Origin of the sequence: Sinorhizobium sp. P24N7 (assembly GCF_042436655.1) — a bacterium.
In the GTDB taxonomy this organism is placed as follows: domain Bacteria; phylum Pseudomonadota; class Alphaproteobacteria; order Rhizobiales; family Rhizobiaceae; genus Sinorhizobium; species Sinorhizobium meliloti_A.
Map to the genome: position 1 here is coordinate 64,704 of NZ_JBHMIW010000015.1, position 24,294 is coordinate 88,997.

Sequence of the window (24,294 nt, forward strand, 5' to 3'; positions counted from 1 at the left end):
CCGTCCGAATCTGCGCTTCAGGGCAGCTGCAGCACGTCGGGGTGCTGCAGCGGTGCGTCCTTGATCCAGATCTCAGCGCCTTGGCGCCCGGTGATCGCTTCGAGCGCCTCTCCTGCGGGCAACCGGCCCCAACTCTGCGGCTCCAGTTGCTCGCCCCTGGATGCGAGGCCGCCGGAAAGGACGAGGAACTCGAGCCCACGGCGATTTTCGAAGCTGACGGCTGAACCCGGCAGCCAGGTTTCTATCGACACGCGCTCTTTTCCGTCGTCGAACAGGACGCGCGCTGCCTCGACCCCCTCGCGCAACGGCGCCGATTCACCCTCTCCAGGGTGGCGAACGATTTGCGTGCCGTCGCCCTCACGATATTGCCAGAGCCGCACGAAGATCGTGCAGCCCTCCTTCGAGGCAGGTATATGCGAGGTGCCGGGCGGATTGCGGAAATAGCTGCCCGCAGGATAGTCGCCGTGCTCGTCCTCGAACGTCCCCTCGAGCACGAGGATTTCCTCGCCGCCGCTATGGACATGGCGTGGGAAGGCGCTGCCCGGCGCATAGCGCACGATCGAGGTTGCGCGCGCAACTTCGCCGCCGACACGGTAGAGCATGCGGCGATCCACCCCTGCGGCGGGGCTTGGAACCCAGTCGAGCTTAGCCGAATGGACGATTACGGGTTTCGTCAGGTCTTCATTGATACGCATCTGACCGGTCTCCCATTGTCACGACTATACGGAACTTCGCGTCACCGGACCGCATTTTTCTCAACAGTTCCGTGGTCCGCTCCAGCGGCATGGGATCAGCGTTGCAGCACCGGGGGAACGTAGTCGCGTCCCATGTCGATCGAGGCGGGACGCCCTGCGAGGAAAAGCTCGCCGACGCGCGGCGCGGTTTTCGCGATGACGTTGCCTGCCTTGATGACGAACAACCGGTTCGGTTTCAGCCTCAACGCCTCGATCACGTCGGCGGCCTGAAGCACGACCAGATCGGCCTTGCAGCCGGTCTCGAGGCCGTAGCCTTCGAGCCCCATGGTCTTTGCCGAATTGACGGTGAGCGCGTCGAAGATCTTGCGCTTGTCGTCAATGCCGGCCATCTGCGCGACATGGATCGCCATATGGCCGACCTCCAGCATGTCGCCGGAGCCCATCGAGTACCAGGGGTCCATGACGCAGTCGTGTCCGAAGGAGACGTTGAGGCCGGCCGCCATCAGCTCACGCACCCGCGTCATGCCGCGCCGTTTCGGATAGGTGTCGTGGCGGCCCTGAAGCATGATGTTGATCAGCGGATTGGGGATCACGTTGATCTCCGCCTCGGCCATCAGCGGGATGAGCTTCGAGACATAGTAGTTGTCCATCGAATGCATCGAGGTGAGATGCGACCCTGCCACGCGCCCCTTGAGCCCGAACCGCACCGTCTGGGCGGCGAGCGTCTCGATGTGGCGCGACAACGGATCGTCGGTTTCGTCACAATGCATGTCGACCGGCAGGCCGCGGTCGGCGGCGATCCGGCACAGCGCCTCGACGGAGCGGGCGCCGTCTTCCATCGTCCGCTCGAAGTGAGGAATGCCGCCAACGATGCCGATGCCCATATCGAGCGCGCGCTCGAGCGAGGCGACGCCGTCGGGCGTGCGGTAATATCCGTCCTGCGGGAAGGCGACGAGCTGCAGTTCGATATAGGGTGCGACCTTTTCCTTGACCTCGAGCAGCGCTTCGGCCGTGACGAGGCGCGGATCGGACGTGTCCACGTGGCTGCGAATATAGAGAAGGCCCTGGGTGACGGCGAGGTCGCAATAGCGAAGCGCTCGTTCGACGAGCGCTTCCTTCGTCAGCAGCGGCCGCAGCTCGCCCCAGAGCGCGATGCCCTCGAGCAGCGTGCCGGAGACGTTCATGCGCGGCAAACCGAGTGACAGCGTCGCATCCATGTGGAAATGGGGATCGCAGAAGGGCGGGCTGACCAGGCGGCCGGACGCGTCGATCTCCTCGCCGGCGGTCGCGGCTATCGACTTCTCGATGGCGGCGATCTTGCCGCCGGCAAGGCCGATGTCAAAGCCCTGCCGGCCGTCCGGCAGGTTCGCATTGCGGATGATCAGGTCGAGCATGGGTCAGTCCTTCGGGTTTAGCGCTCGCCGCGCCGGTAGGGTTGCATCAGCGCCTGCGGAACGCGGGCGCGCCGGGCCATGAGCGCCAGCGCTGCGATCGACATCAGATAGGGGATCATCAGGAAGATCTGATAGGGCACGACGCCGCTCAGCCGCGTCTGCAGGCGCAGCTGGAAGCCGTCGAACAGTGCAAACAGCAGCGCTCCGATGAGGGCGCGGCCGGGCCGCCAGGAGGCGAAGACGACGAGCGCTATGCAGATCCAGCCCCGCCCTTGCACCATGGTCGGAAAGAAGCTGTTGAAGGCCGAGAGCGTCAGGAAGGCGCCGCCGATGCCCATCAGCGCGCTCCCGACGACGACGGAACCAAAGCGGATCGCCATCGGGTTGATGCCTTGCGCCTCGGCGGCGTGCGGATTTTCCCCTGTCATCCGGATCGCCAGGCCTAGCGGCGTACGGAAAAGCATGTAGCCGAGCGCCAGCGCCAGCAGGATCGCCGCATAGGTCGGCGGCGTCTGCGTGAAGAGCGCCGGACCCAGGAAGGGGAGGGACGATAGCACCGGCACGTCGATCGGCTGGAACGGCTCGATCGTCGGCGGCGTGCCCGCGACCGGTACCAGCAGACGGAAGACGTAGTAGCTGAAGCTCGAGGCGAAAAGCGTCACCCCGAGGCCGGACACATGCTGCGACAATCCGAGCGTGACCGTCAGGCCCGCATGCAAGAGGCCGAAGATGCCGCCGGAGAGGCCCGCGACGAGAATGCCCGTCCACAGGTCGGCGCCGTTATAGACCGTAAGCCAGCCGATCATCGCGCCGAAGGTCATGATGCCCTCGATGCCGAGATTCAGGACGCCGGAGCGCTCGCACAGGAGCGCGCCGAGCGTGCCGAGGATCAGCGGCGTGGCGATGCGCAGGACGGCCGCCCAGAGGCCGGCGGAAGCGAAAATGTCGATGGCGGCGTTCATCGGCGAATCCTGTACTGGGTGAAGAAGACCCCGGTCAGCATGCTGATCAGCGACAGGGCCACCGTGACATCGGCTATGTAGGAGGGGATACCCATGCTGCGGCTCATCCCGTCGGCCCCGACGAACATGACCGCCGTGAACAGAGCGGCAAGCACCACGCCCAGGGGGTGGAGATTGGCGAGCATGGCGACGACGATGCCGGAATAGCCGTAACCCGGCGACAGGTCCGTCGTCACATAGCCCTGCACGCCCATGACTTCGATAGCCCCCGCAAGGCCCGCGAGCCCGCCTGAAATGCAGGCCACCGTCACCAGGGTACGGCCGAGCGGCACGCCGGCGAAGACCGCCCCGGCCGGATTGAGGCCGGCTGCTCGCGACTGCATGCCGAACACCGTGCGCGACTGAACGAGATGGACGGCGACGGCGAGGACGAGTGCGATCATCAGCCCGATATGGAGGCGGGATCGGGCGAAAAGCTTCGGCAGGACCGCCGCGTCGGCGACCGGTTGGGACTGCGGCCATCCGAAGCCCATCGGGTCCTTGAGCGGGCCGTCGATCAGCATGGAGACGAAGAGCACGGCGACGAAATTGAGGAGAAGCGTGGTCACGACCTCGTCGACGGAAAAGCGCAGCCTCAGCCAAAGCGGCACGAGCAGCAGGACGATGCCGGCTGCCGCGCCGACGACGAGAAGGAGCGGGATCTGCAGGGGGGAGGGGAGACCGCCGAAAAGGTGCGAGCTGGCCGCGGCGACGGCAATCGCTCCGAGATAGAACTGACCCTCGGCGCCGATGTTCCAGAGCCTCGCGCGGAACGCGACCGCGGCGGCAAGGCCCGTTAGAATGAGCGGGCTTGCGCGGGTCAAGGTTTCGGTCGCCGAAAGCCGCGAGCCAAAGGCCCCGACGAGAATGCGCCAATAGGCCTCCATGACCGGGGCACCGGCGAGAGCGATGAGCAGGCCGGCCAACGCCAGCGCGCAGAGGATCGCAAGCACGGGCGTCGCGATCACCAGGGCGAGCGAACGATGTTCGCGTCGTTCAAAACGCATGCGGAACCTCGTGCTCTTCATTCCATTCGCCGGCCATCATCAGGCCGAGTTTCGTGGCACTGGCGCTGTCGGCGGCGATTGGAGGCGAAAGCCGACCGTTGACGATGGCCTGAATTCGGTCGGCTAGCGCCATGACTTCTTCCAGGTCCTCGGAGATGAGGAGCACCGCGGTTCCCGCGCGCCGCGCTTGAAGCAGCCGTTCGTGCACCGCGGCGACAGCCCCCTCGTCAAGCCCGCGCGCCGGCTGCGCCGCAAGCAGGATGCTCGGCCGGTCGATCAGATTGCGCCCGAGAATGAGTTTCTGCATGTTGCCGCCCGAGAGCAGCCGCGTGCGTGTCGTCGGCCGGCCGCCGCGCACGTCGAAGGCATCGATGATCTGGCCGGCGAATGCCTGGCCGGACGGCCGATCGACGAGGCCGTAGCGCGAAAATCGCGGCAGGCGCTCGAGAACGGCGTTCTCCCAAATGGCCATTTCGCCGATCGCGCCTTCCTTGTTGCGATCTTCCGGAATGCGGCCGATCCCCGCCCGGACGGCGCCGTCAACCGTAAGGTCGCCGATCGGCTCGCCGAACAGCAGGAGTTCGCCCTTGTCGCGCCTGACCGTACCCGACAGGAGATGCGCCAGCGTCGTCTGACCGTTGCCGGAAACTCCGATAATGCCGAGAATCTCGCCCGCGCGGAGGCTGAAATCGATGGACTTCAGCCGTTCCACCCCGTCGATGCTGACGCTCACATCCGCGACATCAAGCACCACCTCGCCGGGCGTCGAAGGCTCGCGCATCGGCCGGGCCACCTTGCGGCCGACCATCAGTTCGGCAAGCTCGGCCTTGTTCGTCTCTTTCGCAAGACGCTCGGCCACCTTGCGGCCGCCGCGCAGCACGACGATCCTGTCGGCCGCGGCCATGACCTCGTCCAGCTTGTGCGAAATGAAGATCAGCGAAAGCCCTTCGCGCGCCATGTCCTTCAGTGTCGAGAACAGCCGCACGGCCTCCAGATTCGTCAGCACCGCCGTCGGCTCGTCGAGCACCAGGATGTGCGCATCGTTGTAGAGCGCCTTCAGGATCTCGACGCGCTGCTGCTCGCCGACCGAGAGGTCGCCGACGCGCGCGTCCGGCTCCACCGTCAGACCGAACCGCTGGCAAATGCCGCGCAGTTTCCGCCGCGCCGCGCCGGTGCCGGATCGCAGCTGCCATAGGCGTTCGGTGCCCGCCATGACGTTTTCCAGCACCGTCAGGTTGGGGGCGAGCGAGAAATGCTGATGCACCATGCCGATGCCGGCGCGGATCGCCGCGCGTGGCTTGCCCGCAGGCAGTTCCCGTCCCTCGACCAGCACCTTGCCGCTATCGGGCACATAATGGCCGAACAGGATGCTCATCAGCGTGGTCTTGCCGGCGCCGTTTTCGCCCAGGAGGGCGACGATCTCGCCCTTTCCGAGGCTCAGCGAGATGTCGTCATTGGCGAGATTGTCGCCGAAGCGCTTGCTGACGCTGCAAATGTCGAGAATGGCTTCGCTCATTCCGGAATTCCCGCGACGGCGAAACGGTGCTGCCAGCGGCCCTCGCTTTCCAGGCGCGCCGCAAGCTCGATGAGGAGGCGGTCGCCGCCCATGGGCGCCAGGATCTGCACCGGCAGCGGCAATCCGGCTTCATCCGCGCCGAATGGGAGCGTGAGGGCCGGAAAACCGGTGGCATTGGCGAGTGCCGCAAGTGGCGCAAACGCCGTCATGCGGCGAATCTGAAGGTCGATATCGTCGTGGTCGAAAGGAAAGGATCCTATAGGAAGGGGTGCCGATGCAAGCATGGGCGTCAGGATACAGTCTACGTAGTCGAAAAGCGACCAGACCGCGTGGCTCGCATGGACGGCGTCGTCAAGCGTCGCCCAGAGGGCGGTCGCCTTAAGTCGCGTCCCATGGCTGACAAAAGCCTGCGTCAGCCGTTCGGCGCGTCCGGCATCGAGACCGGCGGAAACGACGAAATTGGCGAGGTTGACGGCGACGATGTCGCGCAGGACCCGACCGCTCGCGGCAATGCCCGCAGCGAACGCGTCCCAACGCATCGCAACGATGCTGTGGCCGTCTCGCTCCAGCGCCCGCGCTGCCTCTTCGACGGCCTCGCTGCGCGCCGGTTCGGTCGGGTATTGGCCGCCGGTCTCGAGAAGAAGGCCGATACGTAAGGGGCCGGACGGGGAGGGGGCGAACCACGGATCGGCAAACGGCCCCCTGGCGCGTCCGGCTGCCGCGTCGAAGATCGCCGCCAGGTCACGGACGGAGCGGCACAGCGCAAGTTCACCGGCAATGCCGCCGAGATGATTGCCGAAGGATGGTCCAGCCGCGATCGCACCCCGGCTCGCCTTGAGGCCGAAGAGACCGCAACATGCCGCGGGGACACGGATCGACCCGCCCGCATCGGTCGCATGGGCGATCGCCACGATGCCGGCGGCAACGGCAGCCGCCGCCCCGCCGGAAGAGCCGCCGGGCGTCCGGCCCGTATCGAGGGGGTTGCGGCAGATCGGCCCGGCCGCAGGTTCGCTTGCGAGCGACAGGCCCATTTCGGGCACCGTGGTCAGTCCAAAGAAGCAAAGGCCTGCTCCGCGGAGCCGCGCTGCCAGTTCGCTGTCTTCCGCGACGGCGGCACGACGGTCGAGCATGTTCGATCCGGCCGCAACCGGAAGGCCGGCAAAGGGGCCGCCCAGATCCTTGGCAAGGCTCGGGACGCCGAGAAACGGTGCGGCCTGCCCGCCGCCAGGCAAGTGGCGCAGGCGGGCGTCCGCATGTTCGGCGGCCGTTCGTCCGAGCGTCGGGTCGAGATGGACGATTGCGCCTATTTCTGCCGATCGGCCGGCCGCCGCAAGGGATGCTTCCATCGCTTCGGAAGCGGTGAGGCGGCCCGTTCGGATCGCCTCGCCGAGAGAGATTGCATCGCCTGCCATAGACAAGCCGACTACTTCGGCTCGTCCGTAATGCGCGGAACCTCGAAGGCGCCGGATTTGATCTCGGCGCGCTTGGCCTCCATCGCCGCTTCGGCATCTGTCGGGGCGACGCCCTTGACATAAGCAATGTCGCTGCCGCCTTCCTTGAGCAGGCCGAAGGCTGTGTAGTCCTTGCCGACCGGCTTGCCGGCGGAGACGTCGGCAATTGCGGCGTTGAGGATAGGGCGGAAGCCCCAGAGCGCGTTGGCGAAGACCGTGTCGGGATAGCGCGGCGTATAGTCGATCAGCGAACCCACGGATTTGAGCCCGCGTTCCTTCGCGGCATCGGCGGTGCCGATGCGCTCGCCGAAGAGGATGTCGGCACCGGCGTCGATCTGGGCGAGGCCTGCTTCGCGCGCCTTCGGCGGGTCGAAGAAGGTACCGATGAAGGTGACGAGGTGCTTGGCATCGGGATTGACGGCCTTCACGCCCGCAGCGAAGGCGTTGATCAGCATGTTGACTTCCGGGATCGGCATGGCGCCGATGGAGCCGACGACGTTCGACTTCGTTATCTTGCCGGCGAGCATGCCGGCGAGATAGGCGCCGTCGTGGTTCCAGGTGCCGAAAACGCCGAAGTTGTCGCCCGATTCCTTGCCGCTCGAGCCGAGGACGAAGGCGGTCTCCGGATAGTCTGCGGCCACTTCGCGGGCCTGCTTTTCGACGGCATAGGCTTCGCCGATGATGAGCTTTGCACCCTGCTCGGCATATTCGCGCATCGCGCGGGGATAGTCCGTGCCGGAAACGCCTTCGGAGAAGACATATTCGATCACGCCTTCCGCGGCCGCATCCTGCAGCGCCTTGTGCAGGACCGAGTTCCAGGCGTTTTCGACAGGGGAGGCGTGAATACCGGCAACCTTAACCGGCGTGCTGGCGCGCACGCCCGGCGCAAAAGCGCTCACGCCAAGCGCCAAGCCCGACGCAAGCACATTGCGCCGGCTCATCATCAGATCTCTTGCCATGGATGGTGTTCCCCATTTTTACCAATTGGTAGAATCTTTATTTTGTACAAAGCTTTGTCAAGCAGTGCGGGTGAATAGAAAAGCGGCAATGAGCGACTTTTCAGGGAATCGCGGATGACGGGTCATCGATGCCCTGAGCCGCTCGAGGCTACGGGCCTCGCGGAACAAGCGCCAAGCGCGTTCGTTTTCCACCTTGCCAAGAAGCAGAGACTGAAGTGAAACAGGAGGCCTCCATGTGCCGCTGCACATGTGAGGCTTCCTTGTGCGGGGCGCGGTCGAGCCCCCTAACCCGGAGCTGTCCATGGAAGAATTCATCCTGTTCGCATTGGTCGGCTTTCTCGCGCAGGTGATCGATGGCGCTCTCGGGATGGCCTACGGCGTCATCTGCTCGACGGTGCTTCTTGCCTTTGGCGTGCCGCCTGCCCAGGCGTCGGCGTCAGCCCATGCGGCGGAATTGTTCACCACTGCCGCTTCCGGATCGGCCCATCTCTATCACCGCAATATCGATTGGAAGCTGTTCTGGCGGCTCATTCCTTTCGGCATCGCCGGTGGAATGCTGGGTGCCTTCGTCGTGACCTCGTTTGACGGAGATCAGGTCAAGCCTTTCGTGACGGCCTATCTTGCAGTAATCGGAGCCTGGCTGCTTTACCGCTCTTTTCATCGCATTCCCACAAACCCGGTCAAGCTGAGGATCGTGGCACCGCTCGGCGCAACCGCGGGGTTTCTGGATGCCGCGGGCGGCGGCGGATGGGGGCCCGTCGCCACCACCGGTCTGCTCGGCGCAGGCGGACAGCCGCGCTACGTCATCGGGACCGTCAATGCGAGCGAGTTTCTGATCGCACTTTCAGTGTCTCTGAGTTTCCTGGCCACGGTTCTAACCGGTCACTGGGAACAGGCTGGCGATTTCCGCGACCATCTTACATCCATCGGCGGGCTGATCACGGGCGGCGTGCTTGCCGCGCCCTTTGCAGGATGGGTGGTCAAGGCACTGCGGGAGAAAACGCTCCTGCGGCTCGTCGGATCTTTGATCACGCTGTTGGCCGGCTATCAGACGCTCGAACTTACCGGGTATTACTGAACCCCGGCTTTCTTCAGATTGCGTAAAGTTCGATCGGCTTCTCAAAGCCCTTGAGAGAGTATTTTCGGCCCTCGCTTGCCGCCGTTTGTCTCTGCGCGCGCTCGCAAACGGCCCTGGTCACCAGGATTCGCCCCGCCTCGGCGGCGGACTGGGCCCGAGCGGCAGTGTTCACAACCGTTCCGATAGCGGTCAGGTCGCGGTGGGATCGGCCGAACTCTCCGAAGCTGGCCTCACCGGTGTCGATGCCGATGCCGACACCGAGCTCACTTCCGTCCAGGCCGGCACCCCCCGCCAGGCGAACCTCACGGCGCAATTGGCATCGGCGCTGGATCTCCCGTGCGGCAAGTACGGCGCGCTCGGCGTGATCCGGGTGGGGGATCGGAAAGTTGAAGATTGCCATGATCGCGTCCCCGACCGTCTTGTTGAGAAGGCCGTCGAACTCCCAAATCGCCGCGGCACATTTATCGTAGAAATCATCCAGCAGCGACGAGACAGTATCGGCCGAAAGCGACTGCGAAAGCGCCGTATAGCCTCGCAGATCTGCAAAAAGGACGGAGACGTCAACGGTGATCTTGCGGGCTTTCATCACGCGCGTGAACATGAGTTCGCAGATCGTGCAGGTATTCGGGTTCATCCGGCTCGGGCGGATGCCAAAGGCGCGGAAGGGAATGGAAGCCGGCCCGCGCAGGGGCACGGGAATACGCATCTGCTCCCAGCATCCCTTGCAAATCCTGGATCGAGACATGTTGCCGCCGCCCTGTTTGCGTGACGCACTGCGACTCTCGCATATATGGGCCACAAAATCTCTCGAAAACCCTTGCGGTCCGTAACTAAGACCGCGATGGTCCGTTAACCTTCGGACAGCTCTTCGGCCGTGGCCGCTATGGGTGCATTCCATAAGGAATTGTTGACGTATTTGAAAGCAAGTATGCTGACAATTGAAGCGACTATAACTACAATGACGATACGCATGAAGTTTTACCAGGTTCGTTGCCACGCCGAGAAATTCTCCCGGAGACCTCGTTGTTCCAGAACATCCGCTTCAGCGGAAACGCCGACCGACTAACCGAGAAGTAATTCACGGATAAGGCTGACGGACGAAAACCGGTGCTGTCTCTTCGGCGACAGCCGACGGCTCTCACCTGTCCGGCCGAGCGGGATCTCCAACAGTTTTCCTCAACGAACCTGTGTTTGCGCGACAGGCAGATAGACTTTGGAGCCGGCGCGCTCTCCACCACTCAAGGAACCCCCGACCAGCAGATAGGCTGATATTCCGAGGACCGACAACAGCAGAATGCTTACGGGCAGTCCCGTTGAGGCGTGATGTTCCGGTTCCTGATAATTCCATCCAGTCATTCGTACGTACTCCACTCCACACAAAGTGAGAACGAGCCACCGATGCAGCAGTTCCTGCAACGATGGTTGAACCTGGGTAACGATGTTCGAAGCGTTGTAACGAGGCGGCATTATACCATGCCGTCGCTGCGGCGGAGGGGCTATTGGCGGGGTATCATTCCGCCATGTTCACCGGCCGTTCCTAGCTATTTCAGGCGTGGCTCAGGCTAGAGCGGGATGAGGAAAAGTGTGTCTGGTTTGCGGCCGCTTGGGATGCGGACGCATTTGCCGAGGCCATTCACCAGATCACGTCGTAAAGAGTAATAAAGACGATCATTCCAATGCACAGTGCTGGCGTCGACCTGATCGCGAAATCGACGGGATTGAATTGGTATCCGAAGCTTTCAACATAGGATTTCATTGGTTTCCTCCCGGTGAGCTGTCTGGAATCGAGACGGTTTGGCGAACGGACCACCCGCTTCCTTCGGAAGCGTGATTTGCAAGGCTCGCTCAGAGCCCGCGGAGCAGGTTCGACTCCATGGCAGCACGAACAAGTGCCGCCATATTCTCCATCAGCAGCAGAGAAAGCTTTGCGCCCTTATGGAGTCGATCGATGATCGGAGAGATGGGGTAGGATCTTGGAGTCAAGCCCGTCAATGAGTAGCCATTAACTGTTGGGCCATAAATATGGCGAAACCAAGATTTGCTCAGCTATTCCTGAAGAGATTCCAGGAGAATAAGAGAAATTTTTGTAAACGCCTCGGGATTTTTCTTTTTCACTGAATGCCCCATCTTCGATATTTTCTTTTTCCGATACGCATAAGTGTTTTTCCCTGCAGCGCTCGGGATTTGATTTTTACTTGGCTCGACTGTCGCACTTCCTCCCGCGCCAGGCTTTTTCGTTTCTGTCAGGCCGCAGCTTCAAAGCGCCAGGGCGAGCTGCGGCCCGCTCCGATCGTCCACGGGATCGAGAGACGAGAGCGTGACCCCGAGCAATCGAATGCCTTTGGCGGCGGGAAAGATCGGTGACAGCAGCAGTTCCACGATCTCGCCCATTTCGGCGGCGCTCGCAATCGGCGCAACGATGGTCTTGCTTCGGGTGATCTGCGTGAAATCTGCCCACTTCACCTTCAGTGTCACCGTCTTGCCGCGAATGCCGCTGGCTTCACAATAGTGCCAGACCTTGTCGATCAAAGGCTTAAGGCCCGCGCGGGCCGCCTCAAGATCATGAACATCCTCCCGAAACGTATCCTCGGCGCCGATCGATTTTCGGATGCGGTCGGGCTTGACCTCCCGCTCGTCGATGCCGCGGGCGATCCAGTAGAAATACGGCCCCGACTTGCCGAAGTGCTGTTGCAGGAAGGCGAGATCACGGGATTTGAGGTCGGCGCCGGTTTCGATGCCGAGCCGTTTCATCTTCTCCGCCGTTGCCGGTCCGACGCCGTGAAACTTCTTGACGGGAAGCGCCTGCACGAAATCTGGGCCGTGCTTCGGCGTGATGACGAACAGCCCATCGGGCTTGCGCTGGTCCGAAGCGATCTTCGCAAGGAACTTGTTGTAGGATACGCCAGCGGATGCGGTGAGCTGCGTCTCGGCCCGGATTCTGGCGCGTATCTGTTGCGCGATCTCGGTTGCGAGCTGCATGCCTTTCAGGTTCTCGGTAACGTCGAGATAGGCTTCATCCAGCGACAAAGGTTCGATCAGCGGCGTGTATTCGGCAAAGATCGCGTGAATCTGCCGCGAGACGGCCCGGTAGACGTCGAAGCGGTGCGGAACGAAGATCAGCTCCGGACATTTGCGCTTGGCCGTCACCGACGGCATAGCCGAGTGAACGCCGAATTTGCGGGCCTCGTAGCTCGCGGCGGCGACCACGCCGCGCGCCTCCGGATACCCGACTGCGACCGGTTTGCCTCGAAGCTCCGGATTGTCGCGCTGCTCCACCGAAGCATAAAATGCGTCCATGTCGATATGGATGATTTTCCGCACGCGGGCAAAAGTGGAGGAGACAGGTGCCCCTCCACTCCTTTCATCTTCCTCCGGCTCCGCTGACATCATTTCCTCTCGCTATAGCGCTGTCTATCCTATCCGAACCTCCCATGCTTGCTTAGCCGTAAAGTTACGCGGGTTAGATGCCGTTCGCATGTTCTAGCTGACTTCCGGAAGCTCCTCGATCAGCTTGTCGAGCGTGATGGGATACTCCCGTACCCTTATGCCGGTCGCATTGTAGATGGCGTTCGCGACAGCTGCCGCGACACCGCAGATCCCGAGCTCGGCAATACCCTTGGCCTTCATCGGCGAGGACATCGGATCCGTCTCTTCCAGGAAGACGACCTCCTGGTGCGGGATGTCGGCGTGCACCGGCACCTCGTAGGCGGCGAGATCGTGATTGACGAAGAAGCCACGCTCCCTGTCGACGACGAGCTCCTCCGTCAGCGCGCCGCCGACCCCCATCGTCATCGCGCCGATCACCTGGCTGCGTGCCGTGATCGGATTGAGGATCCGGCCGGCGGCGCAGACCGCCAGCATTCGCCGGATCCGTGTCTCTCCTGTCGCGACGTCGACCGCGACCTCGACGAAATGAGCTCCGAAGGTGGATTGCTGATGGGTCTTGGTGAGGTCGCCGAATTCGATCAGATCCTCAGCGACGAGCCCCTCATCGCCGGCAGCTTGCGCGAGCGGCATTCGGCGGTCACCCGACCGGACTTCGCCGTCTGCAAAGACAAGGTCGTCGGTGCTGTTGAAGCCGAGCTTCTGCGCCACGGCTTCCCGCAGCTTGGCGCAGGCGGCGTATACGCCGGCCGTGGAGCAGTTTCCTCCGAACTGCCCGCCGGAACCCGAGGAAACAGGGAAGCGGGAGTCTCCCAGGCTGACGGCGACCTTCTCGATCGGCACACCGAGCATTTCGGCCGCCGTCTGGGCGATGATCGTGTAACTGCCCGTACCGATATCGGTCATATCGGTCTCGACCGTGACGATGCCCTCGCGGTCGAGCCGGACGCGGGCCCCCGAATTCAGCACGAGATTGTTGCGAAACGCCGCCGCCACTCCCATGCCGATCAGCCAGTTTCCTTCGCGCCGAGCACCGGGTTGTTTGCTCCGGTCTTGCCAGCCGAAGCGCTCCGCGCCCGTGCGCAGGCAGCCGACGAGATTGCGGTGCGAGAAGGGCCGTTCGGGATTCTCCGGATCGACCTGGGTGTCGTTGATGATGCGGAATTCGACGGGGTCGAGACCCAGCCTCTCGGCCATCTCGTCGATGGCGATCTCCAGAGCCATCATGCCCGGAGCCTCGCCGGGAGCGCGCATCGCGTTTCCTTCGGGAAGATCGAGGGTGGCAAGCCGCATGGCGGTCATCCGGTTCGCTCCGGCATAAAGCAGGCGAGTCTGCTGGACGGCCACCTCGGGACCACCGCCCGGAAGGTCCCCGGACCAGCTTTCATGCGCGATCGCCGTGATCTTGCCGTCGCGTCCTGCACCGATCCGGATCCTCTGGATCGTAGCCGGGCGATGCGTGGTGTTGTTCATCAGGAAGGGGCGGGGGAGGGCGACCTTTACGGGGCGCTTGGCTTCACGTGCGGCGAGCGCAGCCAACACCGCATCCGCGCGCAGGAACAGCTTCACCCCGAAGCCTCCGCCGATGAACGGGGACATGAGATGCACCTTGTCCTTGTCGATCCCGAGCGTCGTCGCGAGATCGGTCCGCCACCAGTCGATCATCTGGCTCGATGTCCAGACCGTCAGGTCGTCGCCGTTCCAAGCGGCGATGGAAGAGTGCGGCTCCATCATGGCATGCGACTGGTCCGGGGTGGTGTAGACCTGGTCGAGCTTGACGGGAGCTGCCTCGAAGGCGGCATCGAAGTCGCCCGCTCCGGAGTCTTCCTCGCCTTCCGGCTTGACGGCGCTGTCCTTGGCCGCGGCCAGATCGAAAGCGCCCTTTTCCTCGGCATAATCGACCTTGACGAGCGCCGCGGCGGCGCGGGCCTCCTCGAATGTCTCGGCCACCACGACGGCGACGGCCTGGTGGTAGTGCTGGATCTCGGTGCCACCGAAGAGCTTGGCGGTGTTGTATTTACCCTTCTTCAGTTCCCCGACGCCATCGGAGGTGACGACCGCGATCACACCGGGAGCATTTCTCGCGGCGGCGACATCCATCGACCTGATCCGGCCCTTGGCGATTGCCGAACCGACGATATAGCCATAGGCATAGCGGTTATTCGGATCATGCCACTCATAGGCATAGATTGCTTTGCCGGTCGTCTTGAGCGGACCGTCGATGCGGGGGATGGGCTTGCCGATTACCTCGCCCCGGTCGATCGGGTTCGTCGTTGCTGGTGTGTCGAATCTCATTGTCTCATCCCTTCGCTTCGACGAGGACCGCGCTCAGCGCGCGTTCGACAAGCGTGAGCTTGAAGGCGTTCTGTTCAGTCGGGCGGGCGCCGGCAAGAAGCTTGGCGGCGACTGCCTTTGCTCCGTTCGCCAGCTCCTTTTCGGCCGCCTCGTCACGCCATGGTTTCGGCGCGATGCCGCCGAGCGCGACGTGGCCGGTTCCGTCCGGCTGCACGACGGCGCCGACGGAGAAGAGCGCAAATGCGTAGGAGGCCCGGTCGCGAACCTTGCGATAGATCTGCTTGCCGCCGGCCGGCTTCGGCAGGACGACCGCGGTGATCAATTCGCCCCGCTCGAGGACATGTTCGATATGCGGCGTGTCACCCGGCAGGCGATGGAGATCTGCGATCGGGATGCTGCGCGTCGTGCCGTCGGCTCGCACGGTCTCCACGACGGCGTCGAGGGCGCGCATGGCGACCGCCATGTCGCTCGGATGGCTGGCGATGCAGGCATCGCTGACGCCAACCACCGCAAGCTGGCGGCTGAAGCCGGCCAGCGCCGAACAGCCGCTGCCCGGCTGCCTTTTGTTGCACGGCTGGTTGGTATCGTAGAAATACGGACAGCGGGTGCGTTGAAGCAGGTTGCCGGCGGTCGTCGCCCTGTTGCGCAATTGTCCCGATGCCCCTGCGAGCAGGGCGCGCGACAGCAGGGCGTAATCGCGGCGGACCCGTTCGTCGGCGGCAAGATCCGTATTGCGGACGAGGGCACCGATACGCAGCCCCCCTTCCGGTGTTGCTTCGATCCTGTCCAGTGCCAGTCCGTTGACATCGACCAGATGTGCCGGTGTCTCGATCTCCAGCTTCATCAGATCCAGGAGATTGGTGCCGCCGGCGATGAATTTCGCGCCATCCGTGGTGGCCGCGGCCCGGGCCGCGGCTTCGATCGACGAGACGCGTTCGTAGCTGAAAGCTCTCATGCCTTCCTCCCCGCGACTTCGGTGATGGCTTCGACGATGTTCGAATAGGCGCCGCAACGACAGATGTTGCCGCTCATGCGCTCGCGGATCTCGGCGGGCGTTATTTCGGCCGGCGCCGTAAGATCCACCGTCACATGGCTCGGAATATTGGCCTTGATTTCATCGAGCATGGCAACGGAGGAACAGATCTGGCCGGGCGTGCAGTAGCCGCACTGGAATCCGTCGTGCTGGACGAAGGCGGCCTGCATCGGATGGAGGTTTTCGGGCTGGCCCAATCCTTCGAGCGTGGTGATGCTGTCGCCCTCGTGCATGACGGCGAGCGTCAGGCAAGCGTTGACGCGGCGGCCGTCGATGAGAACCGTGCACGCTCCGCACTGACCGTGATCGCATCCCTTCTTGGTGCCCGTCAAATGCAGATGCTCGCGCAGTGCGTCGAGGAGGGACGTGCGGTTATCGAGCTGAAGCTCCCGGCGTTCTCCGTTCACCGTGAAAGTGACCTTCGTGCTCTGGGGTGCGGTGGAGACATTGGTCTGCGCGTGACCGAGCGAGTGTGCGCTCACCACTGTCACGGTAGCGGCCGAGGCGGCGAGCAGGTCGCGCCGCGAGATTTCAAGTGCGCCAGGACTTTGCATATCCAGCTCCATGTCTTGATGATGAAAGGTCTAGGACGAAGCGGCCTACGCCGCGAACGCGCAACAACCGAGCGCGAGAAATGATCCCGCAGGCGCATTCACAAGTGAGTTAGGGCGGAGAGCGCGTGTGACTACCATCGCGATGCCGATAATGCCTGTGAACCGCATTCATGAATGGCGGTACTGAACCGGCGCGCCTTCACGGGCAGAGGTGACTTGACGAAAGGCAAATCATGTAACAGAGATTGTTACATGATTTGGGAGAACCGCACGATGAAGTCTCCGAGCGTCGATAGTCCAGCTTTTACCGCCGCCCACGCCAGTTCCTACGTCGAAGGGACGTTGAGAAAAGTACCGGGGCTGACTGCTCTGCATCGCATGACATCGATGTTGGTCGCGGAACGTGCACCGGTGCAAGCGCGGGTTCTGGTGCTCGGCGCCGGCGGCGGCATGGAGCTCAAAGCCCTCGCCGACGACAATTCAGATTGGCGCTTTTGCGGCATCGACCCGTCGGCGGACATGCTTCGCGTCGCAGAACAGACGGTGGGGCCCCATCTGCCGCGTGTCCATCTGCAGCAGGGCTACATAGACGAGGCACCGGAGGGGCCGTTCGACGCGGCCGTCTGCCTGCTCACGCTCCACTTTGTTGATCGCCCGCAACGCCTCGACACACTCGAACAGGTTCGCCGCCGTCTGGTGCCAGGCGCTCCGTTCGTCGTCGCGCATATCAGTTTCCCGCAATCTGAACCTGAGCGCTCGACCTGGATCGCCCGTCACGTCGCGTTCGGCGGAACAGGCTGCGGCGATGCTGAAAGTGCAAGGCAGGCGATCGCAACGAAGTTATCGGTTCTCTCGCCGGAGGAGGACGAGGCGGTGCTTCGCAAGGCGGGCTTCTCGGATGTCCGCCTGTTCTATGCGGCGATGACCTTCAGGGGCTGGGTAGGATACGCCTGAACCCTCAACATCCTGAGTGCTCATGGTTTCCCCGACCTGCTCCCGCGATAGAAGATCATGCCGCCGTGATGCAGAACGCCGTCGATAAAATCTCCATCCGCTGTAAAGCCGGTATCGTCCCAATAATCGATATGCGTGCCCGTCACTTGGTAGCGTCCCTCATAGGCCCGTTCACGCGTACCGCGGGCCTCGACATAGCGACCGTCCGGCAGGAGCTCGTGGCGGATGTAACTGTCTTCTGTGACCCAAAGGCCGACATAGGGGTGATTGGTCTGCATTTCGGCTTCCTCGGCTTTTACGGATTGGCTCAGGAGTGCGGCGGTCATCAAGGTCGGGGCGATCAGCAGCTTGCGGCCGCCGCCGGTGAGACGATCTGTCAATAAGGAAAAGATCATGGAATATTCCTTTCGCCAGGGGGACGCGGGAAAGCGTCCCGGGAACGGTTCGCGCCGGGTCAATTGCTCGATGCGGTCGGCCTGATCGTGATCTCGGTGGTGTCCACGCTCTGCGGAGCCTCGATCACCTGCCGGACCGCACGGGCTATGTCGGCGGGCTGAAGCGCGATCGCGCGATAGGCGTCCATTGCCGCCACGGTCTCCTTGTGGGTGATGGTTGCAGCAAGTTCGCTCTCGACGACGCCGGGATTGACGCAGGTGACGCGGATATTGGTACTCTCCTGGCGCAGCCCGTCCGATATCGCGCGGACTGCGAACTTCGTTGCGCAATAGACCGCGGCTGTGGGTACGACCGACAGCGCTCCGATAGAGCCGATATTGATGATCTGCCCGCTGCGCTGTGCCTCCATGATCGGCAATACGGCCGCGATGCCCCAAAGCACGCCCTTTATGTTCACGTTGATCATGCACTCCCACTCGTCCAGCTTGACGGCGGCAAGCGGCGAGAGCGGCATGACGCCGGCATTGTTCACCAGAACGTCGATGCGTCCCCATCTGTCGACCGCGGCCTGTGCAAAGGCTGCCATGGAGTGACGGTCGGTCACGTCCAGTACCTGCGCCTGGGCGGTTCCTCCTGCGTCTCGAATCTCGGCGGCGACGGCCTCGATACGGGCCTGGCGGCGTGCACCGAGCAATATTTTCGCACCCGCGGCGCCAAGCTCCCGAGCGATGCCCTCGCCGATGCCGCTGGAGGCGCCAGTGATCAGAATGACCTTGTCCATGTTGTACTCCGTCCTTTGATTTGCACGGAGAAGATGGACTTCAATGACTGTCGCCGGTATCCATCGATCACTGAACTCAATGGTTAGCAGTGCTCTACAATGAAAATAGACATGAACCTTCTGCCGCTCTTCCTGGCCGTCGCGGAGGAGGACAACTTCCGCGCTGCCGCGGATCGCCTCGGTGTGACCCGCTCGGCTGTCAGCCAGGGAGTTCGGCGGCTCGAAGATGCCTTTGGTACGACGCTCGTCACCCGCACGACGCGTTCGGTTCGCCTGACCGGAGCGGGGGAGCGTCTGCGCGAGGCTCTGTCGCAGCCCTTGTCGGATATTGGGGCGGCGCTCGATCGGGTAGCGGGTGAGGATGAGCCCCGCGGTCTTTTGCGGATCGCCGTCACCTCGATCGCCGAGCAATTCCTTTCCGGTCCGCTCATCGCTTCCTTTGCTCAGACCCATCCGAAGGTGACGATAGACATCACCGTCACGGACGAGGAGTTCGACATCGTGGCCGCCGGATTCGACGCGGGCGTCAGGCTTGGCGAGGTGATCGAGCAGGACATGATCGCGGTGCCGCTGACGGGCGATCAGCGCGAGCTGGCCGTTGCCGCCCCCGCCTATCTCGCAGTCCACGGCACGCCGGCGCACCCGCGTGAGCTCGTCCATCATCGCTGCATAGGCTGGCGGCGAGCGCCGAATGTCGCGCCCTACAGGTGGGAATTCGAGGAGAATGGTGTTCCCTTCAATGTCGCGGTCGAACCCCAGATCACCACCAATGACCTGCGCTTCATGCTCCGCTCGGCGCTGTGCGGGGCCGGGATCACCTTCGCAACGGAAGAAACCTTTCGCCCGTTCGTGGAAACCGGTGGACTTGTTCCGCTGCTGCAGGATTTCCTGCCGCCGTTCCCCGGTTTCTTTCTTTATTTCCCTCAGCGCCGCAACATGGCACCAAAGATGCGGGCTTTGATCGAGCATATAAGACGGTGGCGATAGCCGACGCTTCCGGCGCAGCGTCGAAGGTCATGATCACGCTCGGCCCGAACTCCTTATCTTTTCTTTATGCGGCTGCCCAACCATCCCAATCGATAATTGACGCGGCGCGGGCGCATCATCCGGATCTTGGATCAGTCTGGAGAATGTCCATGTCCGATTTTCTTTTCCTTGCCGCCGGAGTTGGCGGCCTTGCCGCACTAGCGCTTTATGCGCGCGCCCTGAGCCGGCTTTAGGAGGATCCGATGGTCGAGGCTTTGATCGGGCTCGTCGTCGCCGTCGCGCTCGCAGCCTATTTGATCGTGACGCTTGTCCGGCCGGAGCGTTTCTAGAGCGTTTCCGCTTTTCTCCGATTCGCTGGAACACTCCAGCCTTTCATTTTGCCGCAAATCCGGACGGAAAACCGCTGCGCACTTTTCCTGGAGTTGCCCGAGCGCTCCTTCACCCACGGAGACTTCTCATGTCTGTCATCGGATGGCTGCAGATCAGCCTCCTTTTTCTCGCCGTCCTTATCGTCGTGAAGCCGCTGGGGCTTTACATGGCTGCGGTTCTTTCCGGCGAATGCAATGTCTTTTCGCCAATTCTCGGACCGGTGGAGCGTGGTCTTCATGGTGCCGCCGGCATCGATCCGACACGGGAGCAGGGCTGGCTCGCCTACACGTTCTGCATGCTCGCCTTCAGCATCGCAGGCTTTGCGCTGCTCTATGCTATCCTGAGACTTCAGACATGGTTGCCCTTGAACCCGCAGGGCTTCGGCAACGTGCCGCCGGACCTCGCCTTCAACACCGCCGTCAGTTTCGTCACCAACACCAACTGGCAGAATTACGGCGGCGAGACGACACTCAGTCACTTCAGCCAGATGATGGGGCTGACCGTGCAGAACTTCGTCTCGGCCGCGACCGGCATTTCGATCGCGCTTGCCGTTACCCGCTCCTTCGCCCGCTCAGCCATACCGACGATCGGTAACTTCTGGGTCGATCTCATCCGTTCGACACTGTACGTCCTCCTGCCGCTCGCCTTGCTGGTGGCGGTCGCCTTTGTGGCAACGGGCCTGCCGCAGACTTTCCGCGCAACGGTAGAGGCCACGACCCTCGAGGGGGTGAAGCAGACAATCGCTCTGGGCCCGGTTGCCAGCCAGGAAGCGATCAAGCAGCTCGGCACCAACGGGGGCGGCTTCTTCAACGTGAATGCCGCACATCCGTTCGAAAATCCGACTGCGCTTTCCAATTATGTCAATATCTTCGCGATGCTGTCGGTCTCGGCGGCGCTGCTTTACACATTCGGGCAGCTCGTCGGCAATCGCCGGCAGGGCTGGGCCTTCATCGCCGTCACCTATGCATTTCTGATCATCGGGGTCGGGATCGTCTATTGGGCCGAAGCGCAGGGAAGTCCGATCCTGTCGCAGCTCGGCCTCGACCCGGCTCTCGGTAACATGGAAGGCAAGGAAGTCCGCTTCGGCCAGGCGATGACTGCGCTTTACGCAACGGTTACGACCGGCCTTTCGAATGGCGGCGTCAACGGCATGCACGGCTCGTTCACCGGCCTTGGAGGTCTCGTTCCGATGTTCCTCATGCAGCTCGGCGAGGTTCTGCCCGGCGGCGTCGGCTCGGGCCTATACGGCATGATCGTTTTCGCGATCCTCGCGGTTTTCGTCGCCGGTCTTATGGTCGGCCGCACTCCGGAACTGCTCGGCAAGAAGATCGAAGCGCGCGAGATGAAATACGCGGTGCTCGCCGTGCTCATCCTGCCGCTTTCGATTCTCGGCTTCACAGCGATTTCGGCGGTCTTGCCCTTGGCCGTCGCCAGCATCGGTACGCCCGGACCGCACGGGCTCTCGGAAATCCTCTATGCCTATACGTCGGCAAGCGGCAACAACGGCTCGGCCTTCGGCGGACTCTCGGGCAACACGCCCTGGTACAATACGACGCTCGGCTTTGCGATGCTGCTCGGCCGCTTCGCCTATGCCGTGCCGGTGCTTGCCATTGCCGGCTCGCTCGCCGCCAAGACGCGCGCCTCGGCATCCAAGGGTACGTTCCCGACCGATACGCCGCTCTTCGTCGGTCTCCTGATCGGCATCATCCTCATTCTCGGCGGGCTGCAGTTCTTGCCGGCCCTCGCGCTCGGTCCGATCGTCGAGCATCTCGCCATGCTCGCCGGCCAGACCTTCTGAAGGAACCAGGCATGTCAAACAAACCCCTGACCCCGAACCTTTTCGACCCGAAGATACTCCTCCCGGCAGCGAGGGCCGCTTTCGTCAAGCTTGATCCGCGTCAGCTCGTCCGCAATCCGGTGATCTTCGTCACCGAAGCCGTGGCGGCATTGGTGACCCTCTTCTTCGTTCTCGATGTCGCAACCGGCGGCGGCAACCCGCTCTTCTCGGGCCAGATTGCCGCCTGGCTATGGTTTACCGTGCTCTTCGTCACCTTCGCCGAAGCCGTCGCCGAGGGGCGTGGCAAGGCGCAGGCCGACTTCCTCCGCCGTACCAAATCGGAGTTGAGCGCCCGCAAGCTCGTCGCCCCCGAGGGCCGGGAGACCAAGGAAATACCTGCGACCCTGCTGAAGGTCGGCGATCTCGTCCTCGTAGAGGCCGGCGAATTGATCCCGGGCGACGGCGAGGTCGTCGAAGGGGTCGCCTCGGTCAACGAGAGCGCTGTTACGGGCGAATCGGCCCCGGTGATCCGCGAGGCGGGCGGCGATCGCTCCGCCGTCACCGGCGGTACCGAGGTGCTTTCGGACTGGGTGACAGTCCGCATCACGACCGCACCGGGGTCCACCTTCGTCGACCGCATGATCGCCCTCATCGAGGGGGCGCAACGGCAGAAGACGCCGAACGAGATCGCACTGTCGATCCTGCTTTCCGGTTTGACGCTGATCTTCCTGATCGCCGTGGTGACGCTCTGGGGCCTCGCCAGCTATTCGGCGACCGTGCTTTCGGTGACCGTGCTTTCCGCCCTCCTTGTCACGCTGATCCCGACGACGATCGGCGGATTGCTTTCGGCGATCGGCATCGCCGGCATGGACAGGCTGGTGCGCTTCAACGTGATCGCCTCCTCCGGGCGTGCCGTCGAGGCTGCGGGGGACGTGGACACGCTGCTCCTCGACAAGACCGGGACGATCACCTTCGGCAACCGCATGGCAAGCGATTTCCTGCCCGTTCCGGGCACAACCGTGGAGGAACTCGCCGATGCGGCGCTCCTCGCAAGCCTTGCCGACGAGACACCGGAAGGCCGCTCCATCGTGGCGCTCGCCACCGGCGCGTTCGGGCGCCGGGCACCCGAGGCCGGGATCGATGCGGTCGTGCCCTTTGCCGCGGAAACCCGGTTGTCCGGCATCGACCATGGCGGCCGCCGGCTGCGCAAGGGCGCGGTCGACTCGGTCCTGAGATTTGCCGGGCTGTCCGACAGTGAGATACCCCAGGAATTCCGGCAGGCGGTCGACAAGGTCGCCCGAACCGGCGGCACGCCGCTCGCCGTCGCCGACGGCAACCGGCTGCTCGGCGTGGTCCACCTGAAGGACATCGTTAAGCCGGGAATCAAGGAGCGCTTCTCCGAACTGCGGGCCATGGGCATCCGCACGGTCATGGTGACCGGTGACAACCCGATCACTGCCGCGGCAATCGCCTCGGAGGCCGGCGTCGACGATTTCCTCGCCGAAGCGACACCGCAAGACAAGCTCGCTTATATCCGCAAGGAACAGAAGGGCGGCCGGCTGATCGCCATGTGCGGCGACGGCACCAATGATGCGCCGGCGCTCGCCCAGGCGGATGTGGGCGTCGCCATGCAAACCGGCACGCAAGCCGCCCGCGAAGCGGCCAACATGGTGGACCTTGATTCGAGCCCCACGAAGCTGATCGAGATCGTCGAGATCGGCAAGCAATTGCTGATGACGCGCGGTTCTCTCACGACCTTCTCGATCGCCAACGACGTGGCGAAATACTTCGCCATCATCCCGGCGCTCTTCGTCACCACCTATCCGGCGCTCGGTGTGCTCAACGTCATGGGCCTGGCGTCACCACAGTCGGCCATCCTGTCGGCCGTCATCTTCAATGCGCTGATCATCGTGGCGCTCATTCCGCTGGCATTGAAGGGCGTCAGGTACCGTCCCGTCGGCGCGGCAGCCCTGCTTCGCGGCAATCTTCTCGTCTACGGCCTCGGCGGCCTGGTCCTGCCCTTCGGTGGGATCAAGCTGATCGACCTTGCCGTCTCGAACCTCAACCTGGTGTGATCATGCTCAATCAACTCCGTCCCGCACTCGTCCTGACCTTGGCACTCACCCTCATTACCGGGCTCGGCTACCCGCTGCTGATCACCGGCGTGGCGCAGGCGCTGATGCCGGCAGAAGCGAATGGCAGCCTCGTCCGCAAAGGCAGCGTTCTCGTCGGATCGCAACTCATCGGCCAGGATTTCGCCTCGGAGAAATATTTCTGGCCGCGTCCTTCGGCGACTGGCCCGGAGCCCTACAATGCCGGTGCTTCGAGCGGTTCCAATCTCGGGACGACTTCCGACAAGCTGAAGGAGCGTGTCAGGGCCGATATCGAGAGGCTTCGCGCCGCAGGCATAGGGGGTGAGATCCCCGCCGACGCCGGCATGGCTTCCGGATCGGGTCTCGACCCGCATGTCTCGCCCGAATACGCCAGGGTTCAGATCGCTCGGGTGGCAAAAGCGCGCGGACTTGCGGAAGCGGCTGTGGGCGCGCTCGTCGACAGGGCAACGCAGGGTCGTCTGTTCGGGATCGTAGGCGAGCCGCGCGTCAATGTGCTAGAACTGAACCTTGCCTTGGACGCACCGAGGACCTGATCCAGCTCGAGACGTT

At 63.2% G+C, this 24,294-nt stretch carries 22 protein-coding genes; 7 read left to right on the top strand and 15 right to left on the bottom strand.

All coding sequences use genetic code 11. The features are described from left to right. Positions 1-17: 17 nt before the first annotated feature. From ACFHWW_RS24535 to ACFHWW_RS24565, 7 genes are all read right to left on the bottom strand, one after another. On the bottom strand, positions 18-695 hold the full coding sequence (locus ACFHWW_RS24535; RefSeq protein WP_379941333.1) for a cupin domain-containing protein: 678 nt from the start codon (positions 693-695) through the stop codon (positions 18-20). 95 nt (positions 696-790) lie between these two features. Then, positions 791-2,089, bottom strand: coding sequence for an amidohydrolase family protein (locus ACFHWW_RS24540; protein ID WP_379941335.1), 1,299 nt, complete (start codon positions 2,087-2,089; stop codon positions 791-793). A 17-nt stretch (positions 2,090-2,106) separates the two neighbouring features. Then, the gene (locus ACFHWW_RS24545) at positions 2,107-3,051 is read right to left on the bottom strand and encodes an ABC transporter permease (protein WP_379941337.1); all 945 of its coding nucleotides are present in this window, start codon (positions 3,049-3,051) and stop codon (positions 2,107-2,109) included. After that, the gene (locus tag ACFHWW_RS24550; RefSeq protein ID WP_102761994.1) at positions 3,048-4,097 is read right to left on the bottom strand and encodes an ABC transporter permease; all 1,050 of its coding nucleotides are present in this window, start codon (positions 4,095-4,097) and stop codon (positions 3,048-3,050) included. Before ACFHWW_RS24550 ends, ACFHWW_RS24545 begins: the two co-directional genes overlap by 4 nt. Further along, entirely contained in the window at positions 4,087-5,613 is a 1,527-nt protein-coding gene (locus ACFHWW_RS24555) for an ABC transporter ATP-binding protein (RefSeq protein WP_379941339.1), read from the bottom strand. Before ACFHWW_RS24555 ends, ACFHWW_RS24550 begins: the two co-directional genes overlap by 11 nt. Beyond that, positions 5,610-7,025, bottom strand: coding sequence for an amidase (locus tag ACFHWW_RS24560; RefSeq protein ID WP_379941341.1), 1,416 nt, complete (start codon positions 7,023-7,025; stop codon positions 5,610-5,612). The genes ACFHWW_RS24555 and ACFHWW_RS24560 overlap by 4 nt, the downstream gene beginning before the upstream one ends. Before the next feature lie 11 nt (positions 7,026-7,036). Then, positions 7,037-8,023: a BMP family protein gene (locus tag ACFHWW_RS24565; protein ID WP_379941343.1), complete on the bottom strand. Its 987-nt coding sequence runs from the start codon at positions 8,021-8,023 to the stop codon at positions 7,037-7,039. Positions 8,024-8,324: 301 nt separating this feature from the next. On the opposite strand from ACFHWW_RS24565, the gene ACFHWW_RS24570 reads away from it, so the two are divergent. Then, positions 8,325-9,101 (top strand): sulfite exporter TauE/SafE family protein, encoded by a 777-nt coding sequence (locus ACFHWW_RS24570; RefSeq protein WP_379941345.1) that lies wholly within the window; start codon positions 8,325-8,327, stop codon positions 9,099-9,101. A 13-nt stretch (positions 9,102-9,114) separates the two neighbouring features. Here ACFHWW_RS24570 and ACFHWW_RS24575 read toward each other — a convergent pair whose 3' ends face one another. From ACFHWW_RS24575 to paoA, 6 genes are all read right to left on the bottom strand, one after another. Further along, positions 9,115-9,846 (bottom strand): adenylate/guanylate cyclase domain-containing protein, encoded by a 732-nt coding sequence (locus ACFHWW_RS24575; RefSeq protein WP_379941348.1) that lies wholly within the window; start codon positions 9,844-9,846, stop codon positions 9,115-9,117. An 888-nt stretch (positions 9,847-10,734) separates the two neighbouring features. Then, on the bottom strand, positions 10,735-10,857 hold the full coding sequence (locus ACFHWW_RS24580; protein WP_018096561.1) for a hypothetical protein: 123 nt from the start codon (positions 10,855-10,857) through the stop codon (positions 10,735-10,737). Between the two features lie 500 nt (positions 10,858-11,357). Continuing rightward, the gene (gene dinB / locus ACFHWW_RS24585; protein WP_379941350.1) at positions 11,358-12,491 is read right to left on the bottom strand and encodes a DNA polymerase IV; all 1,134 of its coding nucleotides are present in this window, start codon (positions 12,489-12,491) and stop codon (positions 11,358-11,360) included. 90 nt (positions 12,492-12,581) lie between these two features. Further along, positions 12,582-14,780, bottom strand: coding sequence for an aldehyde oxidoreductase molybdenum-binding subunit PaoC (gene paoC / locus ACFHWW_RS24590; protein WP_379941352.1), 2,199 nt, complete (start codon positions 14,778-14,780; stop codon positions 12,582-12,584). Positions 14,781-14,784: 4 nt separating this feature from the next. After that, a complete protein-coding gene (locus ACFHWW_RS24595; RefSeq protein ID WP_379941354.1) occupies positions 14,785-15,735 on the bottom strand; it encodes an FAD binding domain-containing protein in 951 nt (316 codons plus the stop codon). Further along, the gene (gene paoA / locus ACFHWW_RS24600) at positions 15,732-16,367 is read right to left on the bottom strand and encodes an aldehyde dehydrogenase iron-sulfur subunit PaoA (RefSeq protein ID WP_375341887.1); all 636 of its coding nucleotides are present in this window, start codon (positions 16,365-16,367) and stop codon (positions 15,732-15,734) included. The genes ACFHWW_RS24595 and paoA overlap by 4 nt, the downstream gene beginning before the upstream one ends. Positions 16,368-16,640: 273 nt before the next feature. Between paoA and ACFHWW_RS24605 the strand changes: the two genes are divergently transcribed. Continuing rightward, a complete protein-coding gene (locus tag ACFHWW_RS24605; RefSeq protein ID WP_379941356.1) occupies positions 16,641-17,321 on the top strand; it encodes a class I SAM-dependent methyltransferase in 681 nt (226 codons plus the stop codon). A gap of 20 nt (positions 17,322-17,341) precedes the next feature. Here ACFHWW_RS24605 and ACFHWW_RS24610 read toward each other — a convergent pair whose 3' ends face one another. Both ACFHWW_RS24610 and ACFHWW_RS24615 read right to left on the bottom strand, forming a co-directional pair. Continuing rightward, positions 17,342-17,647 (bottom strand): Atu4866 domain-containing protein, encoded by a 306-nt coding sequence (locus tag ACFHWW_RS24610; protein ID WP_379941518.1) that lies wholly within the window; start codon positions 17,645-17,647, stop codon positions 17,342-17,344. Positions 17,648-17,775: 128 nt separating this feature from the next. Continuing rightward, the gene (locus ACFHWW_RS24615; protein ID WP_379941358.1) at positions 17,776-18,498 is read right to left on the bottom strand and encodes an SDR family oxidoreductase; all 723 of its coding nucleotides are present in this window, start codon (positions 18,496-18,498) and stop codon (positions 17,776-17,778) included. Positions 18,499-18,597: 99 nt separating this feature from the next. Here ACFHWW_RS24615 and ACFHWW_RS24620 point away from each other — a divergent pair, with 99 nt between their 5' ends. The 5 genes from ACFHWW_RS24620 to kdpC all read left to right on the top strand — a co-directional run bounded on the left by ACFHWW_RS24620 (position 18,598) and on the right by kdpC (position 24,278). Beyond that, positions 18,598-19,485, top strand: coding sequence for a LysR family transcriptional regulator (locus tag ACFHWW_RS24620; RefSeq protein ID WP_379941360.1), 888 nt, complete (start codon positions 18,598-18,600; stop codon positions 19,483-19,485). A gap of 242 nt (positions 19,486-19,727) precedes the next feature. Then, positions 19,728-19,814, top strand: coding sequence for a K(+)-transporting ATPase subunit F (gene kdpF / locus ACFHWW_RS24625; protein ID WP_080636573.1), 87 nt, complete (start codon positions 19,728-19,730; stop codon positions 19,812-19,814). A gap of 128 nt (positions 19,815-19,942) precedes the next feature. Continuing rightward, positions 19,943-21,652, top strand: a complete 1,710-nt coding sequence (kdpA, locus tag ACFHWW_RS24630; protein WP_379941362.1) for a potassium-transporting ATPase subunit KdpA — start codon at positions 19,943-19,945, stop codon at positions 21,650-21,652. An 11-nt stretch (positions 21,653-21,663) separates the two neighbouring features. Then, entirely contained in the window at positions 21,664-23,706 is a 2,043-nt protein-coding gene (gene kdpB, locus ACFHWW_RS24635) for a potassium-transporting ATPase subunit KdpB (protein WP_379941364.1), read from the top strand. Between the two features lie 2 nt (positions 23,707-23,708). After that, positions 23,709-24,278 carry a potassium-transporting ATPase subunit KdpC gene (gene kdpC / locus ACFHWW_RS24640; protein ID WP_379941366.1) on the top strand — a complete coding sequence of 190 codons (570 nt, stop codon included), beginning with the start codon at positions 23,709-23,711 and terminating at the stop codon, positions 24,276-24,278. The last annotated feature ends 16 nt before the right edge of the window (positions 24,279-24,294 follow it).

What these genes read in the sequence shown, in the direction of transcription:
- paoA (WP_375341887.1), bottom strand. Translation starts at nt 16,367, where the DNA reads ATGCAAAGTCCTGGCGCACTTGAAATCTCGCGGCGCGACCTGCTCGCC.
- dinB (WP_379941350.1), bottom strand. Translation starts at nt 12,491, where the DNA reads ATGATGTCAGCGGAGCCGGAGGAAGATGAAAGGAGTGGAGGGGCACCT.
- ACFHWW_RS24575 (WP_379941348.1), bottom strand. Translation starts at nt 9,846, where the DNA reads ATGTCTCGATCCAGGATTTGCAAGGGATGCTGGGAGCAGATGCGTATT.
- ACFHWW_RS24555 (WP_379941339.1), bottom strand. Translation starts at nt 5,613, where the DNA reads ATGAGCGAAGCCATTCTCGACATTTGCAGCGTCAGCAAGCGCTTCGGC.
- ACFHWW_RS24565 (WP_379941343.1), bottom strand. Translation starts at nt 8,023, where the DNA reads ATGGCAAGAGATCTGATGATGAGCCGGCGCAATGTGCTTGCGTCGGGC.
- ACFHWW_RS24605 (WP_379941356.1), top strand. Translation starts at nt 16,641, where the DNA reads ATGAAGTCTCCGAGCGTCGATAGTCCAGCTTTTACCGCCGCCCACGCC.
- ACFHWW_RS24615 (WP_379941358.1), bottom strand. Translation starts at nt 18,498, where the DNA reads ATGGACAAGGTCATTCTGATCACTGGCGCCTCCAGCGGCATCGGCGAG.
- ACFHWW_RS24595 (WP_379941354.1), bottom strand. Translation starts at nt 15,735, where the DNA reads ATGAGAGCTTTCAGCTACGAACGCGTCTCGTCGATCGAAGCCGCGGCC.
- kdpF (WP_080636573.1), top strand. Translation starts at nt 19,728, where the DNA reads ATGGTCGAGGCTTTGATCGGGCTCGTCGTCGCCGTCGCGCTCGCAGCC.
- kdpB (WP_379941364.1), top strand. Translation starts at nt 21,664, where the DNA reads ATGTCAAACAAACCCCTGACCCCGAACCTTTTCGACCCGAAGATACTC.
- ACFHWW_RS24550 (WP_102761994.1), bottom strand. Translation starts at nt 4,097, where the DNA reads ATGCGTTTTGAACGACGCGAACATCGTTCGCTCGCCCTGGTGATCGCG.
- ACFHWW_RS24545 (WP_379941337.1), bottom strand. Translation starts at nt 3,051, where the DNA reads ATGAACGCCGCCATCGACATTTTCGCTTCCGCCGGCCTCTGGGCGGCC.
- kdpA (WP_379941362.1), top strand. Translation starts at nt 19,943, where the DNA reads ATGTCTGTCATCGGATGGCTGCAGATCAGCCTCCTTTTTCTCGCCGTC.
- ACFHWW_RS24620 (WP_379941360.1), top strand. Translation starts at nt 18,598, where the DNA reads ATGAAAATAGACATGAACCTTCTGCCGCTCTTCCTGGCCGTCGCGGAG.
- kdpC (WP_379941366.1), top strand. Translation starts at nt 23,709, where the DNA reads ATGCTCAATCAACTCCGTCCCGCACTCGTCCTGACCTTGGCACTCACC.
- ACFHWW_RS24610 (WP_379941518.1), bottom strand. Translation starts at nt 17,647, where the DNA reads ATGACCGCCGCACTCCTGAGCCAATCCGTAAAAGCCGAGGAAGCCGAA.
- ACFHWW_RS24560 (WP_379941341.1), bottom strand. Translation starts at nt 7,025, where the DNA reads ATGGCAGGCGATGCAATCTCTCTCGGCGAGGCGATCCGAACGGGCCGC.
- ACFHWW_RS24540 (WP_379941335.1), bottom strand. Translation starts at nt 2,089, where the DNA reads ATGCTCGACCTGATCATCCGCAATGCGAACCTGCCGGACGGCCGGCAG.
- ACFHWW_RS24580 (WP_018096561.1), bottom strand. Translation starts at nt 10,857, where the DNA reads ATGAAATCCTATGTTGAAAGCTTCGGATACCAATTCAATCCCGTCGAT.
- paoC (WP_379941352.1), bottom strand. Translation starts at nt 14,780, where the DNA reads ATGAGATTCGACACACCAGCAACGACGAACCCGATCGACCGGGGCGAG.
- ACFHWW_RS24535 (WP_379941333.1), bottom strand. Translation starts at nt 695, where the DNA reads ATGCGTATCAATGAAGACCTGACGAAACCCGTAATCGTCCATTCGGCT.
- ACFHWW_RS24570 (WP_379941345.1), top strand. Translation starts at nt 8,325, where the DNA reads ATGGAAGAATTCATCCTGTTCGCATTGGTCGGCTTTCTCGCGCAGGTG.